We start from the raw sequence: 14088 nt of genomic DNA, 5'->3' as shown, positions 1-14088 counted from the left end.
TGTCCATGAATGCTGTGAATAAGAAGAATGCGCTCACCTGGCTGAAAGAGGGTGGCATCTATGTAGTGTTGCTGGTTCTGCTGGCAATTATTATTTTCCAGGATCCGACATTTTTAAGCCTGATGAACCTGAGTAATATTCTGACCCAGTCCTCCGTGCGCATTATTATTGCGCTTGGCGTGGCCGGGCTGATTGTAACGCAGGGCACCGACCTTTCCGCCGGTCGTCAGGTTGGTCTGGCCGCGGTAGTGGCGGCGACGCTGCTCCAGGCGATGGATAACGCCAACAAGGTGTTTCCACATATGGATACCGTGCCGATCCCGCTGGTTATCCTGATTGTCTGCGTTGTCGGCGGCCTGATTGGCCTGATCAACGGCGTGATCATCGCCTATCTGAAGGTGACGCCTTTTATCACCACGCTGGGCACGATGATTATCGTTTACGGCATTAACTCCCTTTATTACGACTATGTAGGCGCTTCGCCGATCGCCGGGTTCGATGAGAAATTCTCGACCTTTGCGCAGGGCTTTATTCGCCTGGGCGACTTCAAGCTCTCCTACATTACGTTCTATGCGGCTATTGCTATCTTCTTTGTCTGGATTTTGTGGAACAAGACCCGCTTTGGCAAAAACATCTTTGCTATCGGCGGCAACCCGGAAGCGGCAAAAGTGTCGGGCGTGAACGTTAACTTCAACCTGATCCTGATTTATGCGCTTTCCGGCGTGTTCTACGCCTTCGGCGGGATGCTGGAAGCGGGGCGTATCGGCTCGGCAACCAATAACCTGGGCTTTATGTACGAGCTGGATGCGATTGCGGCCTGCGTAGTAGGCGGCGTCTCCTTCGCCGGCGGCGTGGGCACCGTGGCCGGTGTGGTAACGGGCGTGCTGATTTTCACCGTTATCAACTACGGCCTGACCTATATCGGCGTTAACCCTTACTGGCAGTACATTATCAAAGGCGGCATCATTATTTTCGCCGTGGCGCTCGACTCCCTGAAATACGCCCGCAAGAAATAGTGTCCTCCTGTAGAGAAAGGCCAGCCCGGCCTTTCTCTTTTTCCTGTCAGAACTGCACGCCTTTGGTCAGCCCGCCGTCCACCAGGAGATTAGTGCCGGTGGTGAAACTGGCCGCCTCGCTGGCAAGGAACACCGTGGCTTTCGCTACTTCCTGCGGCGTCGCCATTCTTCCCAGCGGATTCGCCGCCAGGCATTTGGCAAAGGTTTCCGGCTGGTTGCGTTCAATATCGCCCCACACGCCTTCACTGAAATAAACGTTGCCCGGCGAAACGGTATTCACGCGAATGCCGTCTGCCGCGTGGCGTTCCGATAAGGTTTTGCCGTAATGGATCAGCGCCGCTTTCATGATGCCGTACGGCTCGGCAAACATATCGACCTCGCGTCCCGCCACGCTGGAGATCAGCACTATGGATGCCGCAGAGGATTTTTTCAGGTAAGGAAGGGCGGCCTGCACCATCGTTACGGTGCCTATCAGGTCGGTGTCGAACGCTTTACGCCACACGTCCGGATCGCTGCCTGCCGCCAGCGCACTGACGTTAGGCACGATAATATCCAGCCCGCCAAGGCGGTTTGCCGCTTCCTGAATCCATGTTTGCATCTGCTCTGGGGAGGTGACATCGACCGCCGTGCCGTTTGCGCGTGAACCCAGCGCCTGTTGCGCTTCCTGCACGCCTTCAGGGCTGCGCGCGCAAAACTCCACTCGTGCGCCTTCGGCAAGAAAGCATTCCACAATTGCTCGTCCAATGCCGCGCGAGCCGCCGCTGACCAGTACGCGACGATCCTTCAAGTTCAGATCCATTTGTCTCTCCTGTTAACGTTTAGTGATCTATTCGGCAGACAGACTGACAGAAGAAGCGGGCAGGTTCATAACAATCAGTGCGTTAACGGCGGCATGTCACGCTGGCGGACGGGCATCCGCCTTCATTTTTTGTTCCAGCTCCAGCAGCTGTTCAGGCGTGACCGCCGGATAGCTCTGCGCATCTTCCGGGACTTCGTGCCGCGCCGGGATCGGCACCAGCGGCCCCAAAAAGCGCGGTTCGCGCTTCATCAGATACAGATCGGCCAGCGCGCCCAGGCGAGCCGCCACTTCCCTGGTGCGGATATTCAGCATGTTCTTCGGCGAGGGCACCGCGTAACACTGCGCCTGAATACCCATATGCAGCGCAATAAACAGCGCGCGCTCGCAGTGGAAACGCTGGGTGATGATGATGAAGTCGTTGGTGTCGAAGACCTTGCGCGTGCGCACGATAGAATCCAGCGTACGGAAGCCGGCGTAATCCAGCACAATATCGGCAGGCGCCACGCCGGCGGCAATCAAATCCCGCCGCATGGTCATCGGCTCGTTGTAGCTTTGCTGCGCATTATCGCCGCTCAGCAGCAGATAGTTAACCTTGCCGCTGTTATAGGCGTTGAGCGCGCCCTGCATCCGATAAAGGTAATACTGATTGATGACGCCGGTACGATAATATTTTGCCGTGCCTAATACGACGCCGACCTGACGATGGGGCAGGGATTTGAGATTATCGTAGACGTAAGGCGCGGTTTTGACGCTTATCCAGCGATCCAGGCCGAGCGCGGTTATTACCATCAGGGTAACGATGATAATCAGGCCGTAGATCAAGCGTTTTATCATGCCGTACGGTACTCAGACTGAAGCCGAAAAGGTGGCTCAAGGCTACTGTACCCGACGAGGTGAAGCAAGCGGTAGCGCACCGGCTGGCGGCTTTTTGCACAAAATCGTCAAACGCTGTGGAAAGGGGATAAAAACCGGGCGCACGGCGCGCCCGGTCAGCGGTATTAAATAGAAGTACGGCGATAGTTACGGTACTGCGGCAACCAGAAATTGGCGGCAATCGCTTTGGACAGCACATCTTCCGAGGTGACCACCGCCACGCCGGCCAGCTGCGCCGCTTTGCCTACGGCCATCGCAATTATTTTCGACACGCCCTGAATATCTTTCACTTCCGGCAGCACCGGGCCAGCGCCGTCGTTGACCAGCGGTGAACAGTCGGCCAGCGCGCGGCTGGCGGCCATCAGCATACTGTCGGTCACGCGGGTGGCGCCCGAAGCGATCACGCCCAGGCCGATGCCGGGGAAGATATAGGAGTTGTTGCACTGCGCGATCGGGAACGTTTGCTCTTTCCAGGTGACCGGCGCGAACGGGCTGCCGGTCGCGACCAGCGCGGCACCGTCGGTCCACGCCATAATATCCTGCGGCGTTGCTTCCACGCGGGAGGTCGGGTTGGAGAGCGGCATGACGATTGGGCGCGCGCAGTGCTTGTGCATCTCGCGGATAATCTCTTCGCTGAACAGGCCGGGCTGGCCGGAAACGCCGATCAGAATATCCGGGCGCGCGTTACGCACCACGTCCAGCAGCGACAGGGAATCGGAACTGGAATCCCAGTCGGCCAGATCCTCGCTCTTCTGCACCAGCTTGCTCTGGAAGCTGAGCAGGTTTGGCTGCTTGTCGGTGAGCAGGCCGAAGCGATCCACCATAAAGACGCGCGCGCGGGCTTCTTCGTCGCTCAGACCTTCTGATTTCATCTGCGCGATAATCTGCTCGGCGATGCCGCAGCCGGCAGACCCCGCGCCCAAAAACACTACTTTCTGCTCGCTCATTTTGCTGCCTGCTGCGCGGCTGGCGGCGATCAGCGTGCCCAGCGTGACGGCGGCGGTGCCCTGGATATCGTCATTAAAGCAGCAGACTTCATCGCGATAGCGCTCCAGCAGCGGCATGGCGTTTTTCTGCGCGAAATCCTCAAACTGCAGCAGCACGTTTGGCCAGCGGCTTTTTACCGCCTGGATAAATTCATTAACGAAGTTATCGTACTCTTCGCCGGTGATACGCGGATGACGCCAGCCCATATAGAGCGGATCGTTCAGCAGCTGCTGGTTGTTGGTGCCGACGTCCAGCACCACCGGCAGCGTATAGGCCGGGCTGATGCCGCCGCAGGCGGTATACAGCGACAGCTTGCCGATAGGAATGCCCATGCCGCCGATGCCCTGATCGCCCAGGCCAAGAATACGCTCGCCGTCGGTGACTACGATGACCTTCACGTTCTGCTTGGTGGCGTTTTGCAGCATATCTTCAATGCTGGCGCGGTTCGGATAGGAGATAAACAGCCCGCGCGCGCGACGATAGATTTCAGAAAAGTGTTCACAGGCCGCGCCGACGGTCGGGGTATAGATAATCGGCATCATCTCTTCAAGATGATTATCCAGCAGGCGGTAGAACAGCGTTTCGTTGGTGTCCTGAATGTTGCGCAGATAAACGTGCTTGTCGTTGGCGTTTTTGAAATCCTGAAACTGACGCCAGGCGCGCTGGGCCTGCTCTTCAATGGTTTCCACCGTCTCGGGCAGCAGACCGTTCAGGTTAAAGTCATTGCGTTCTTCTATAGAGAAGGCGCTGCCCTTATTCAACAGCGGAAATTCCAGCAGGATAGGGCCAGCGTAGGGAATGTAGAGAGGGCGTTTACTTTCGTAGTCGAGTTCCATGTAATCAATGCTCACTGGGATCGGTAGTGGCCCAATCCTAAAATAATTCATCCGAAAGTACAGCATTTGTTAACAGCTTATAACAAATGCGGGCACTTTTTTGGCAATAAAAAGCCAGCCGGCAGCGGGGCTTGCGGGCTGGCGAAGCGGATCAGCGCAGCGGCACGGTTTGCAACGTCGCGCAGCCCAGCGCCTGAAGCGTCGCGGCGGTTGCCTGTCGCTGGATAAGGCGGGCATCGGGCGCTTCCGCCAGCACGGCGCGCTGAATTTGCAGCACGTCGTAGCCTGCAAGGTTCAGCAGGATCAGCGCGGCCTGCAGCGGCGGCAGGCTTGGGTTAAAGGCGGCGTTTTCCGCATAGCTGCCGGCAAAAATCGCGCCGTCGGCCATTTGCAGCGCCACGCCGCTTAACGCCTGCGAGTAAGGCGCATGGCTGCGGTTAGCCGCCTCAAGCGCGGCCCTGACCAGCGCGTCGCCGGTAATGGTCAGGCCGTGATCGACCTCGTCCAGCAGCAGCGTCTCAATCGCTAAATCGCGCGGGCCGAAAGCATCTGGCAGGTAATCGCCCAGCGTCGCCGGTTCGCGTCCCGGCAGATGAATGCGCAGCGCGGTGCCGCTGTTCAGCTCGTTCATAAACTGGCGGCAGTGGCCGCAGGGCGTGTAGTTGACGGTAATCGCCTCAAGACCTTTTTCGCCGCGCAGCCAGGCATGGGTTACCGCGCTCTGTTCGGCGTGGACGGTTTGCTGCATGGTCGCGCCGGAAAACTCCATGTTTGCGCCAAAATAGAGATGGCCGCTGCGGCCCAGCGCCAGCGCGCCGACGTTAAAGCGCGACAGCGGCGCGACGGCACAGGCGGCCGCCAGCGGCAGCAGCGCAAAGGTAAGTTCGCGGTTGTCCAGACCGGTTTCGGTTCTGATGGCGGCCATTTGTTCTGGGGTAAAAAAAGCGGGAAAGGTGTCGGTCAGCAAAGGCTGCAACGCCGCCTGCAGCGGGGAAGGCAGCGCGGCGAAAGCCGCTTGAAAACGTGGTTGCATAGTGGCTTCTCTTGCATAAGTGGCCGCTTATTCTGGCGGGCAGCCAGGCTAATGTATGTGATTATAATCACACAGATTATGCAATTTATGAAAGAGAACCACAAAATGCGCGACGCATCGCAAGTTTTATCGCCAGAAATGCATCAGTAGCGGAAAAAGAAACGGTGCCAGCAGCGAAGTGATAATGCCGCAGATCACCAGCGCCAGCGAGCTGTAGGCGCCTTCCTGGTAATCCAGCTCCGAGCAGCGCGCCGTACCCAGCGCGTGAGAAGCGTTGCCGATCGCCAGACCGCGCGAGGCCTTGCTGCGGATCTTCAGCAGGTTAAGCAGCATATGACCGAAAACCGCGCCGAGTACGCCCGCAATCAGCACGCAAATGGCGCTGATGGCCGGAATGCCGCCCAGCGTGGCGGAAACCGCCATGGCAATCGGCGTGGTCACGGATTTAGGCATAATAGTCGCCGCTATCTGCGGCGTGGCGCCCATCCACAGCGCGATAGCCGTACCGGAAATCATCGCCGTCATGCTGCCGATAAAGCAGACGCCGATAATTGACTTCCAGCGCGCGCGGATCTGATGCATCTGTTCATACAGCGGCAGCGCCAGCGCCACCACGGCGGGCTGCAACAGCTGGTTCAGGATCGCGCTGCCCTGAAAATAGCGGGCGTAGGGCATCTGCATCAGCAGCAGCAGCGGAATGATGATCGCCATGGAGATCAGCAACGGATTGAGCAGGGAAATTTTCACCTTCGCCGCCACCCGGCGAGCGCCGAAAAAGACCAGCATGGTCAGCGGCAGAGACCACCAGATATCACTCATCGCCTGTTCCTTTCACTTTGCCATGCAGCTGGTGCGAAGCCAGCCCCACGGTCAGCAAAACAATAAAGGTGCTGACCACGCAGGAAACCACTATCGGGCCGAACTGCGCGCTGAGCAGGTCGGTATAGCTCATCACGCCGACGCTGATCGGCACAAACAGCAGCGCCATATAGCGGATCAGGAGCAGGCTGCCGGGCCTGATCCAGTCGGGTGGAACCAGTTGAAAAGCCAGCAGAAAAAACAGGATCAGCATACCGATAATGCTGCCCGGGATCGTGACCGGCAGCAGCAGCCCCAGCGCGTTTCCGGCATAGAGGCAGAGATAGATAATCAGAAAGGCGCGCAGATAGCGCCAGAGGATCAACAGTACGGTACGCATGATAAGCTCCGGTTTTGCAACGCATTAATCATACGATCGGCAGGAGATTTGTGCCAGAGATCACAGTGGGCCGCAAAAAAACGGGCGAATCGCTTCGCCCGTCTCCGTTGCTTATTTCACCTGCATTCCCGGCTGAGCGCCGCTGTCCGGCGACAGCAGGAAGATCTCTTTGCCGCCAGGGCCGGCGGCCATCACCATACCTTCCGAGATGCCGAAGCGCATCTTACGCGGCGCCAGGTTAGCCACCATCATGGTCAGGCGGCCTACCAGCACCGACGGATCCGGATAGGCGGTACGAATGCCGGAGAAAATGTTGCGGGTTTCGCCGCCCAGATCCAGCGTCAGGCGCAGCAGCTTATCGGAGCCTTCGACAAACTCGGCGTTCTGGATCAGCGCGATACGCATATCCACTTTGGCAAAGTCGTCAAAGGTGATGGTTTCCTGAATCGGATCGTCCGCCAGCGGGCCGGTCAGCGCCGGTTTGTTCGCCGCCGCCGCGTCCTCTTTCGAGGCCTCGATCAGCGCGTTGACCTTGTCCATCTCGACGCGGTTGTACAGCGCTTTAAAGGCGGAAAGCGTGTGATCGCGCAGCGGCTGCGCAATACCGTCCCAGCTCAGCTCCTGGTTCAGGAAGGCTTCGGCGCGCTCGCTCAGCGAAGGCAGCACCGGCTTCAGCCAGGTCATCAGCACGCGGAACATATTGATGCCCATTGAGCAGATCGCCTGCAGGTCGGCATCGCGGCCTTCCTGCTTCGCCACCACCCACGGCGCCTGCTCGTCAACGTAGCGGTTCGCTACGTCCGCCATCGCCATGATTTCACGCACCGCACGGCCAAACTCACGGCTCTGCCAGGCTTCCGCAATGCTGGCGGAGGCGTCCACAAAGGATTGATACAGCGCCGGATCGGCCAGCTCGGCGGACAGCTTGCCGCCAAAGCGCTTGTTGATAAATCCGGCGTTACGGGACGCCAGGTTAACCACTTTATTAACGATATCCGCATTCACGCGCTGGACGAAATCTTCCAGATTCAGGTCGATATCATCAATGCGCGAAGAGAGCTTGGCGGCATAGTAATAGCGCAGGCTGTCGGCATCCAGATGCTGTAGCCAGGTGCTGGCCTTGATAAAGGTGCCGCGCGACTTGGACATTTTCGCGCCGTTAACCGTCACGTACCCGTGGACAAACAGGTTGTTCGGCTTGCGGAAGTTGCTGCCTTCCAGCATGGCTGGCCAGAACAGGCTGTGGAAATAGACGATGTCCTTGCCGATAAAGTGATACAGCTCGGCCCCGGAGTCTTTTTGCCAGAAGGCGTCGAAATCAATATCGCCGCGCTTGTCGCAGAGATTTTTAAACGAGCCCATATAGCCGATAGGCGCATCCAGCCAGACGTAGAAATATTTGCCCGGCGCGCCCGGAATTTCAAAGCCGAAGTAGGGCGCGTCGCGGGAGATATCCCACTGTTGCAGACCCGACTCGAACCACTCCTGCATCTTGTTGGCGACCTGCTCCTGCAAGGCGCCGGAACGGGTCCAGGCCTGTAGCATGGCGCTGAACTCCGGCAGATCGAAGAAGAAGTGCTCGGAGTCGCGCAGCACCGGCGTCGCGCCGGACACCACGGATTTAGGGTCGATCAGCTCGGTCGGGCTGTAGGTGGCGCTGCACACTTCGCAGTTGTCGCCATACTGATCCGGCGATTTACATTTCGGGCAGGTGCCTTTCACAAAGCGATCCGGCAGGAACATGCCTTTTTCCGGATCGTAAAGCTGCGAAATAGTGCGGTTCTTGATAAAACCGTTCTCTTTCAGACGGGTATAAATCAGCTCCGACAGCTCGCGGTTCTCCTCGCTGTGCGTGGAGTGGTAGTTATCGTAGCTGATATTGAAACCGGCGAAGTCATTCTGATGTTCCTGACTCATCTCGGCAATCATCTGCTCAGGCGCAATGCCCATCTGCTGAGCTTTCAGCATGATCGGCGTACCGTGCGCATCGTCGGCGCAGATGAAGTAAACCTCGTTGCCGCGCATTCGCTGGTAACGGACCCAAATATCCGCCTGGATATGCTCGAGCATGTGGCCGAGATGAATAGAACCGTTGGCGTAAGGGAGTGCGCACGTTACCAATATTTTTTTCGCGACTTGAGTCATAGTGAGACTTGCTATACCTGTTTAAAATAGGGGGTTCCGATGTTACCCGAAAGGCCCGGCCTGCGTAAACAACGCCGCGCCGACCGTGCCGTTTTTTACTGCCTGCCGCCGACAGCCTTATCTGATATGCTCTGAATAACGTCACAGAAAAAAAGGAGCCGGGATGATGCCTCAATCCCAACATTCACCTGAAGCGCTGCGCGCGATAGTGATGGGCGTTTTAACCACGTTTGAACATCCAACGCTACAGCGCAACCTCACCGCGCTGAAGGCGCTGCACCATTGCGCAATGCTGGACAACACCCTGCATATTGAACTGCTGATGCCTTTCGCCTGGCACAGCGGCTTTGAAGCCTTAAAGGAGAGCGCCAGCGCGGAGCTGCTGCGCCTGACTAATGCCACCGCCATCAGCTGGAAGCTGAGCCTGGATATCGCCACGCTGAAAAGGGTGAAGAACCAGCCAGGCGTAAAGGGCGTGAAAAATATTATTGCCGTCAGCTCCGGCAAGGGCGGCGTCGGCAAATCCAGCACGGCGGTCAACCTGGCGCTGGCACTGATGGCCGAAGGCGCAAAAGTCGGCCTGCTGGATGCGGATATCTATGGCCCGTCGATCCCCGATATGCTCGGCACGCAAAACGAACGGCCAACCTCGCCGGACGGCACGCATATGGCGCCGATTATGGCGCACGGGCTGGCGACCAACTCTATCGGCTATCTGGTGACCGATGACAACGCGATGGTGTGGCGCGGGCCGATGGCCAGCAAGGCGCTGATGCAGCTGCTGAACGAAACGCTGTGGCCGGATCTGGACTACCTGATCCTGGATATGCCGCCGGGCACGGGCGATATTCAGCTGACGCTGGCGCAAAACGTGCCGGTGACCGGCGCGCTGGTGGTGACCACGCCGCAGGATATCGCGCTGATCGATGCCCGTAAGGGGATTGTGATGTTTGAAAAGGTCAGCGTGCCGGTGCTGGGCATCGTCGAGAATATGAGCGTGCACGTGTGCAGCAACTGCGGCCATCACGAGCCGATTTTCGGCAGCGGCGGCGCGCTGGCGCTGGCAGAGCAGTATCATACGCGCCTGCTGAGCCAGCTGCCGCTGCACATCACGCTGCGCGAGGATCTGGACGACGGGATGCCGACGGTGGTGCGCCGTCCCGACAGCGAATTTACCTGGCTGTATCGCCAGCTGGCAGGCCAGGTCGCCGCACAGCTCTACTGGGATGGCGAAGTGATCCCGGACGATATCGCTTTCCGCGTAGTCTGACGGCAACTCGGCTTTGCTGCTGCAAAACGACAGGGCGCCGCCAGGCTTTTAAGTTTGTCAGTAACCGACGGGCGCATCATGCGCCCGTTTTCTTTTACAGCACGTAGTGCAGCAGCAGGTATTCTCCCTGGTCGCCTTCGCCGCTGCTGATAACCTGCCAGCCGTGACGCTGATAAAAAGCCAGCGCCCGGTCGTTTGCCTTAAGGCACTTTAGCGCGCCGGTCGAGGTGAAGCCGGCCTGCACCGCCTCCAGCAGCTCGCTGCCAATACCCTGCCCCTGATGCGCAGGATCGACAAATAAACTGTGCAGGAAATTATCGGCGGGCAGCAGCGCGGCAAAGCCCGTGCGGTGGCCGTCGTGCTCGGCGACCAGGATGCGTTCGCCCAGCGTCACGCGGTCGAAATCCTCCAGCTGCCAGTCGCTGCCGTCAAGCCAGTGCCAGTTCGCCTTGCGGGCGGCCAGAAACAGCGTGCGCAGAAAAGGGCGGTCGGCTTCGGTAAAGGCGCGTACCGTCATCCGTTTTCTCCCCAGACGGGCTTTACGTGTCTTTCGCCCTCAATGCCCGTGCCGCGATAGTCATAGTCGATTTTGCCCGCTTCAAAAAGCTGATCCAGCAAGCGGAAATTGTCCGGGGGCGTAACGTTACAGCGGCTATTCAGCACGGTATCCTGAATGGTAAAGGCACGATCGCCGCGCGCTATCTGTTGCAGATAGTGCAGCATTTGCAGCGCCGCGACGCTGATGCCGTATTGTTCATTAAGCGGTCTTGTCATCTTACTTCTCGTCAGGACAGGAATGGCGTTCAGATTAGCGAATGGGCGGACTTTATCAAAAGCCGCTACGGGATCGGAGAGTATGACGCAAAAATTCCCGGCGGCAAAAGAGGCCGCCGGAAAATAATCAGAAATTCACCGTCACGCCGCCAGCCAGCAGCCAGTCGTTGGCGCCTTCCCGTTGCAGCCTGCGCTGATGGTTGAGGCGGGTGGAGAAGGTCACATTGTCGGTAACGGCCAGCCTGGCCTCCGCTTGCACAGCCAGCGCATCGCCGCCGTTGCCGGTACGGAAGGCGTCACGGTTGTGGCCATCGCTAACGGTTACTTTGCCCTGGCCTGCCGGACGATGAAGCCAGTGCATGTCCATGCCCAGATGCAGGGTGCCAGGGACTATCGGCAGCGTGTAATCCCAGGCCAGGCCGCCAATCCATGCCGTCTGCCGCTGCTGCTGCTGGCGCTGGCGCTGGCAGCAGTGTAAACCCTGGCGCTATCTGCGTTAGCAAGCCGTTCCGCGCTTGCGTAAAACAGCGCGTTTCCCTATGCTGGCAAGCACTACGACTCGGGGTGCCCTTCCTTGTGAAGGCTGAGAAATACCCGTTGAACCTGAACTGGATAATGCCAGCGGAGGGAAGTCAGATGCTTTATCGCATCGCCTTCTTGATCGCCGGTTGGGAGCGCTATGATCCAACCTACTCACTATACGGCCAGCCCGGCCGCGTCTCTTGCTCTGTTCCGCCAGCGGTCGCCGCTGGTTCACTGCCTGACCAATGATGTGGTACAAAGCCTGACGGCTAACGTGCTGCTGGCGCTGGACGCGTCGCCCGCGATGGTGACTGAACCTGTGGAAGCGGCACAGTTCAGCGCCATTGCCGATGCCGTGCTGATCAACGTCGGCACGCTGACCGCTGCACGTAGCGAAGCGATGCTGGCCGCGGTGCAGGGAGCGACGGCGGCAGGCCGACCGTGGACGCTGGATCCGGTTGCCGTCGGCGCGCTGACTTTTCGCAGCGATTTTTGCCAGCGGCTGCTGGCATTCCGTCCTGCCGCCATTCGCGGCAACGCCTCTGAAATTATGGCGCTGGCCCGACAGGCGGTTTCCGGTCGCGGCGTCGACAGCCAGCATCATCCTTCCGCCGCGCTGGAGGCCGCTATTCAGCTGGCGCAGTCCAGCGGCGCGGTGGTTGCCGTGACGGGCGAAACGGATTACGTCACCGATGGACGGCGGCTGCTGGCGGTATCGGGCGGCTCTCCGCTGATGACGCGCGTGGTTGGCACGGGCTGCGCGCTCTCCGCCGTGGTGGCCGCATTTTGCGCACTACCGGGCGACAGGCTGCTGCATATCGCTGCCGCCTGTCGGGTAATGAGCCAGGCGGGCGAGCAGGCGGCGGCGGCGGCCAACGGGCCGGGCACCTTTGAACCGCTGTTTCTCGATGCGCTCTACCGTCTGTACAAGGAGGCGGTATGAGAGTCAACGCATTGACCATCGCCGGTACGGATCCCAGCGGCGGAGCCGGGATCCAGGCCGATCTGAAAACGTTCTCCGCGCTTGAAGCCTACGGTACCAGCGTGATCACCGCGCTGGTGGCGCAGAACACCTGCGGCGTGCAGGCCGTCTATCCCGTGGCGGCCGATTTTGTTTCGGCCCAGCTAGCCTCGGTATTAAGCGACGTGCGCATCGACAGCGTCAAAATCGGTATGTTGCAGGACAGCGATATTGTGGAGGCGGTAGCAGAAGGGCTGGCAAAGGCGGCGATCCCCTGGCGGGTGTTGGATACGGTGATGCTGGCGAAAAGCGGCGATCCGCTGCTTTCCGGGCGGGCCGTGGCGACGCTGCGGGAAAAACTGCTGCCGCAGGTTTCCATTATCACGCCGAATCTGCCGGAAGCCGCTGCGCTGCTGGAGTGCTCACCGGCCCGCAACGAACAGGAGATGCTGCAACAGGGCAGGGCGCTGCTGGCGCTGGGCTGTCAGGCGGTGCTGATGAAAGGCGGCCACCTGAGCGACAACGAAAGCCCGGACTGGCTGCTGACCCCGGAAGGAGAAGAGCGCTTTACCGCGCCGCGCGTGCCGACTAAAAATACGCACGGCACCGGCTGCACGCTTTCTTCCGCGCTGGCCGCGCTGCGCCCGCGTCATACCAGCTGGCCGGGTACGGTAAGCGCAGCGAAACAGTGGCTGCAGGGCGCATTGCAGCACGCAGATACGCTGGGAGTGGGTAAAGGCATTGGCCCGGTGCATCATTTCTACCGCTGGTGGTAGCGCGCTGGAACGCTATCAGCGGGCAAACTGCTGACGGGCCGGGAGAGGATGATTAGTAGTGCATCGACGAGCGAAAACGTTACGGCTGAACCGGCGCGTGTAGCGGTAGTGATGAGACGCGCGGGTGGAAGGACGCTGACGGCCGGAACCGCTCGCCAGCCCGGCAGGATTACTCCTGTTCAAACCACGCGCCGTTTTGCTCTGCAATCGGCGTGATGGAAAAAATCATCTCCTGCAAATGATGCCGCAGCGCCCGTTCGGCGGCGTCGGCGTCTTTCGCCAGCAGCGCCTGCAGGATCTCTTCATGCTGATTGATCAGGCTTTCCGGCGGCGAAACCTTACTGAGGGTCAGGAAGCGCACGCGATCCATCGTCGCCTTGATATTTTCTACCGTTTCCCATGCCAGCTCACAGTTGATGCTCTGCGCGATAAGGCGGTGGAACTCATCATCCAGCAGCAAAAACGCCTGGCTGTCGTTGCGCTCCGCAGACAGCTTTTGCAGGCGCAAATTATGCTCCAGCCGGGCCAGCGCCTCTGGGGTCGCTTCCGTCGCCGCTCGCCTTATTACCGCCGTTTCCACCGCTTCACGAATAAAACGGCCGTCGGCAACGCGTCGCGCAGAAATCTTGCGCACAAAGGTGCCGCGCTGCGGCAGAATTTGCACCAGATCGGCCTCGGCCAGCTTAATAAAGGCTTCCCGCACCGGCTGGCGCGAGACGCTGAAACGGGCAGAAACCTCTTTTTCAGACAGTAAGGCACCCGGTGAAATCACGCAGGTCACAATATCCTGGCGTAAAAAGCGATAGATTTGCTGATTGACTGGTTCGCTGGCGGTAATGATATAGGCAGTAGACATGCGGCAATTTTCATTTCATTAGTGCGTCGCGAAGCCTGACGC

General features: G+C 59.1%; 17 protein-coding genes and 1 riboswitch. Of the genes, 5 read left to right on the top strand and 12 right to left on the bottom strand.

What is annotated here, in order from left to right; translation table 11 throughout:
• Window positions 1–5: 5 nt before the first annotated feature.
• Window positions 6–1016 (top strand): galactose/methyl galactoside ABC transporter permease MglC, encoded by a 1011-nt coding sequence (mglC, locus tag ACA373_RS07825; protein WP_125288171.1) that lies wholly within the window; start codon window positions 6–8, stop codon window positions 1014–1016.
• Window positions 1017–1062: 46 nt separating this feature from the next.
• Here the strand turns inward: mglC and ACA373_RS07820 are convergent, their stop codons facing one another.
• The 7 genes from ACA373_RS07820 to metG all read right to left on the bottom strand — a co-directional run bounded on the left by ACA373_RS07820 (window position 1063) and on the right by metG (window position 8887).
• Window positions 1063–1815: an SDR family NAD(P)-dependent oxidoreductase gene (locus tag ACA373_RS07820; protein ID WP_370734301.1), complete on the bottom strand. Its 753-nt coding sequence runs from the start codon at window positions 1813–1815 to the stop codon at window positions 1063–1065.
• 96 nt (window positions 1816–1911) lie between these two features.
• Window positions 1912–2649, bottom strand: coding sequence for an outer membrane permeability protein SanA (gene sanA / locus ACA373_RS07815; protein WP_253459974.1), 738 nt, complete (start codon window positions 2647–2649; stop codon window positions 1912–1914).
• A gap of 164 nt (window positions 2650–2813) precedes the next feature.
• A complete protein-coding gene (locus tag ACA373_RS07810) occupies window positions 2814–4511 on the bottom strand; it encodes an NAD-dependent malic enzyme (protein WP_253459977.1) in 1698 nt (565 codons plus the stop codon).
• A gap of 151 nt (window positions 4512–4662) precedes the next feature.
• On the bottom strand, window positions 4663–5544 hold the full coding sequence (gene cdd / locus ACA373_RS07805) for a cytidine deaminase (protein WP_253459980.1): 882 nt from the start codon (window positions 5542–5544) through the stop codon (window positions 4663–4665).
• A gap of 126 nt (window positions 5545–5670) precedes the next feature.
• A complete protein-coding gene (locus ACA373_RS07800; RefSeq protein WP_369895608.1) occupies window positions 5671–6363 on the bottom strand; it encodes a CidB/LrgB family autolysis modulator in 693 nt (230 codons plus the stop codon).
• Entirely contained in the window at window positions 6356–6742 is a 387-nt protein-coding gene (locus tag ACA373_RS07795; RefSeq protein ID WP_253459986.1) for a CidA/LrgA family protein, read from the bottom strand. The genes ACA373_RS07800 and ACA373_RS07795 overlap by 8 nt, the downstream gene beginning before the upstream one ends.
• Before the next feature lie 111 nt (window positions 6743–6853).
• Window positions 6854–8887: a methionine--tRNA ligase gene (gene metG / locus ACA373_RS07790; protein ID WP_370734300.1), complete on the bottom strand. Its 2034-nt coding sequence runs from the start codon at window positions 8885–8887 to the stop codon at window positions 6854–6856.
• Between the two features lie 163 nt (window positions 8888–9050).
• On the opposite strand from metG, the gene apbC reads away from it, so the two are divergent.
• Complete coding sequence (apbC, locus tag ACA373_RS07785) at window positions 9051–10157, top strand: iron-sulfur cluster carrier protein ApbC (RefSeq protein WP_253459992.1); 1107 nt, start codon at window positions 9051–9053, stop codon at window positions 10155–10157.
• A 94-nt stretch (window positions 10158–10251) separates the two neighbouring features.
• Here apbC and ACA373_RS07780 read toward each other — a convergent pair whose 3' ends face one another.
• From ACA373_RS07780 to ACA373_RS07770, 3 genes are all read right to left on the bottom strand, one after another.
• Window positions 10252–10674 carry an N-acetyltransferase family protein gene (locus ACA373_RS07780; RefSeq protein ID WP_370734299.1) on the bottom strand — a complete coding sequence of 141 codons (423 nt, stop codon included), beginning with the start codon at window positions 10672–10674 and terminating at the stop codon, window positions 10252–10254.
• Complete coding sequence (locus tag ACA373_RS07775; RefSeq protein ID WP_253459998.1) at window positions 10671–10931, bottom strand: hypothetical protein; 261 nt, start codon at window positions 10929–10931, stop codon at window positions 10671–10673. Before ACA373_RS07775 ends, ACA373_RS07780 begins: the two co-directional genes overlap by 4 nt.
• 127 nt (window positions 10932–11058) lie before the next feature.
• Window positions 11059–11292 carry a hypothetical protein gene (locus ACA373_RS07770; protein ID WP_253460001.1) on the bottom strand — a complete coding sequence of 78 codons (234 nt, stop codon included), beginning with the start codon at window positions 11290–11292 and terminating at the stop codon, window positions 11059–11061.
• Here ACA373_RS07770 and ACA373_RS07765 point away from each other — a divergent pair.
• The 3 genes from ACA373_RS07765 to thiD all read left to right on the top strand — a co-directional run bounded on the left by ACA373_RS07765 (window position 11278) and on the right by thiD (window position 13190).
• Window positions 11278–11409 (top strand): hypothetical protein, encoded by a 132-nt coding sequence (locus ACA373_RS07765; RefSeq protein ID WP_370734298.1) that lies wholly within the window; start codon window positions 11278–11280, stop codon window positions 11407–11409. The genes ACA373_RS07770 and ACA373_RS07765 overlap by 15 nt on opposite strands.
• Before the next feature lie 72 nt (window positions 11410–11481).
• A riboswitch (TPP riboswitch) is annotated at window positions 11482–11578 on the top strand.
• Between the two features lie 32 nt (window positions 11579–11610).
• On the top strand, window positions 11611–12396 hold the full coding sequence (thiM, locus tag ACA373_RS07760) for a hydroxyethylthiazole kinase (RefSeq protein ID WP_301251127.1): 786 nt from the start codon (window positions 11611–11613) through the stop codon (window positions 12394–12396).
• Window positions 12393–13190 (top strand): bifunctional hydroxymethylpyrimidine kinase/phosphomethylpyrimidine kinase, encoded by a 798-nt coding sequence (gene thiD / locus ACA373_RS07755; RefSeq protein WP_370734297.1) that lies wholly within the window; start codon window positions 12393–12395, stop codon window positions 13188–13190. The genes thiM and thiD overlap by 4 nt, the downstream gene beginning before the upstream one ends.
• Before the next feature lie 15 nt (window positions 13191–13205).
• Here the strand turns inward: thiD and ACA373_RS07750 are convergent, their stop codons facing one another.
• The gene (locus ACA373_RS07750; protein ID WP_369895615.1) at window positions 13206–13373 is read right to left on the bottom strand and encodes a hypothetical protein; all 168 of its coding nucleotides are present in this window, start codon (window positions 13371–13373) and stop codon (window positions 13206–13208) included.
• Window positions 13360–14046, bottom strand: coding sequence for a GntR family transcriptional regulator (locus ACA373_RS07745; RefSeq protein WP_253460007.1), 687 nt, complete (start codon window positions 14044–14046; stop codon window positions 13360–13362). The genes ACA373_RS07750 and ACA373_RS07745 overlap by 14 nt, the downstream gene beginning before the upstream one ends.
• Window positions 14047–14088 lie beyond the last annotated feature (42 nt).

The organism is Erwinia sp. STN24 (genome assembly GCF_041320675.1).
Lineage (GTDB): Bacteria > Pseudomonadota > Gammaproteobacteria > Enterobacterales > Enterobacteriaceae > Erwinia > Erwinia aeris.
Note: the sequence above shows the minus strand (reverse complement) of the source record. Positions and strands in the feature narration are given on the sequence as shown.

Excerpts from the sequence above, each read along its gene's own strand:
- ACA373_RS07775 (WP_253459998.1), bottom strand. The coding sequence starts at position 10,931 with ATGACAAGACCGCTTAATGAACAATACGGCATCAGCGTCGCGGCGCTG.
- ACA373_RS07780 (WP_370734299.1), bottom strand. The coding sequence starts at position 10,674 with ATGACGGTACGCGCCTTTACCGAAGCCGACCGCCCTTTTCTGCGCACG.
- ACA373_RS07765 (WP_370734298.1), top strand. The coding sequence starts at position 11,278 with ATGAAGCCAGTGCATGTCCATGCCCAGATGCAGGGTGCCAGGGACTAT.
- thiD (WP_370734297.1), top strand. The coding sequence starts at position 12,393 with ATGAGAGTCAACGCATTGACCATCGCCGGTACGGATCCCAGCGGCGGA.
- ACA373_RS07800 (WP_369895608.1), bottom strand. The coding sequence starts at position 6,363 with ATGAGTGATATCTGGTGGTCTCTGCCGCTGACCATGCTGGTCTTTTTC.
- thiM (WP_301251127.1), top strand. The coding sequence starts at position 11,611 with ATGATCCAACCTACTCACTATACGGCCAGCCCGGCCGCGTCTCTTGCT.
- ACA373_RS07770 (WP_253460001.1), bottom strand. The coding sequence starts at position 11,292 with ATGCACTGGCTTCATCGTCCGGCAGGCCAGGGCAAAGTAACCGTTAGC.
- ACA373_RS07820 (WP_370734301.1), bottom strand. The coding sequence starts at position 1,815 with ATGGATCTGAACTTGAAGGATCGTCGCGTACTGGTCAGCGGCGGCTCG.
- ACA373_RS07795 (WP_253459986.1), bottom strand. The coding sequence starts at position 6,742 with ATGCGTACCGTACTGTTGATCCTCTGGCGCTATCTGCGCGCCTTTCTG.
- apbC (WP_253459992.1), top strand. The coding sequence starts at position 9,051 with ATGATGCCTCAATCCCAACATTCACCTGAAGCGCTGCGCGCGATAGTG.
- sanA (WP_253459974.1), bottom strand. The coding sequence starts at position 2,649 with ATGATAAAACGCTTGATCTACGGCCTGATTATCATCGTTACCCTGATG.
- mglC (WP_125288171.1), top strand. The coding sequence starts at position 6 with ATGAATGCTGTGAATAAGAAGAATGCGCTCACCTGGCTGAAAGAGGGT.
- ACA373_RS07810 (WP_253459977.1), bottom strand. The coding sequence starts at position 4,511 with ATGGAACTCGACTACGAAAGTAAACGCCCTCTCTACATTCCCTACGCT.
- ACA373_RS07745 (WP_253460007.1), bottom strand. The coding sequence starts at position 14,046 with ATGTCTACTGCCTATATCATTACCGCCAGCGAACCAGTCAATCAGCAA.
- cdd (WP_253459980.1), bottom strand. The coding sequence starts at position 5,544 with ATGCAACCACGTTTTCAAGCGGCTTTCGCCGCGCTGCCTTCCCCGCTG.
- metG (WP_370734300.1), bottom strand. The coding sequence starts at position 8,887 with ATGACTCAAGTCGCGAAAAAAATATTGGTAACGTGCGCACTCCCTTAC.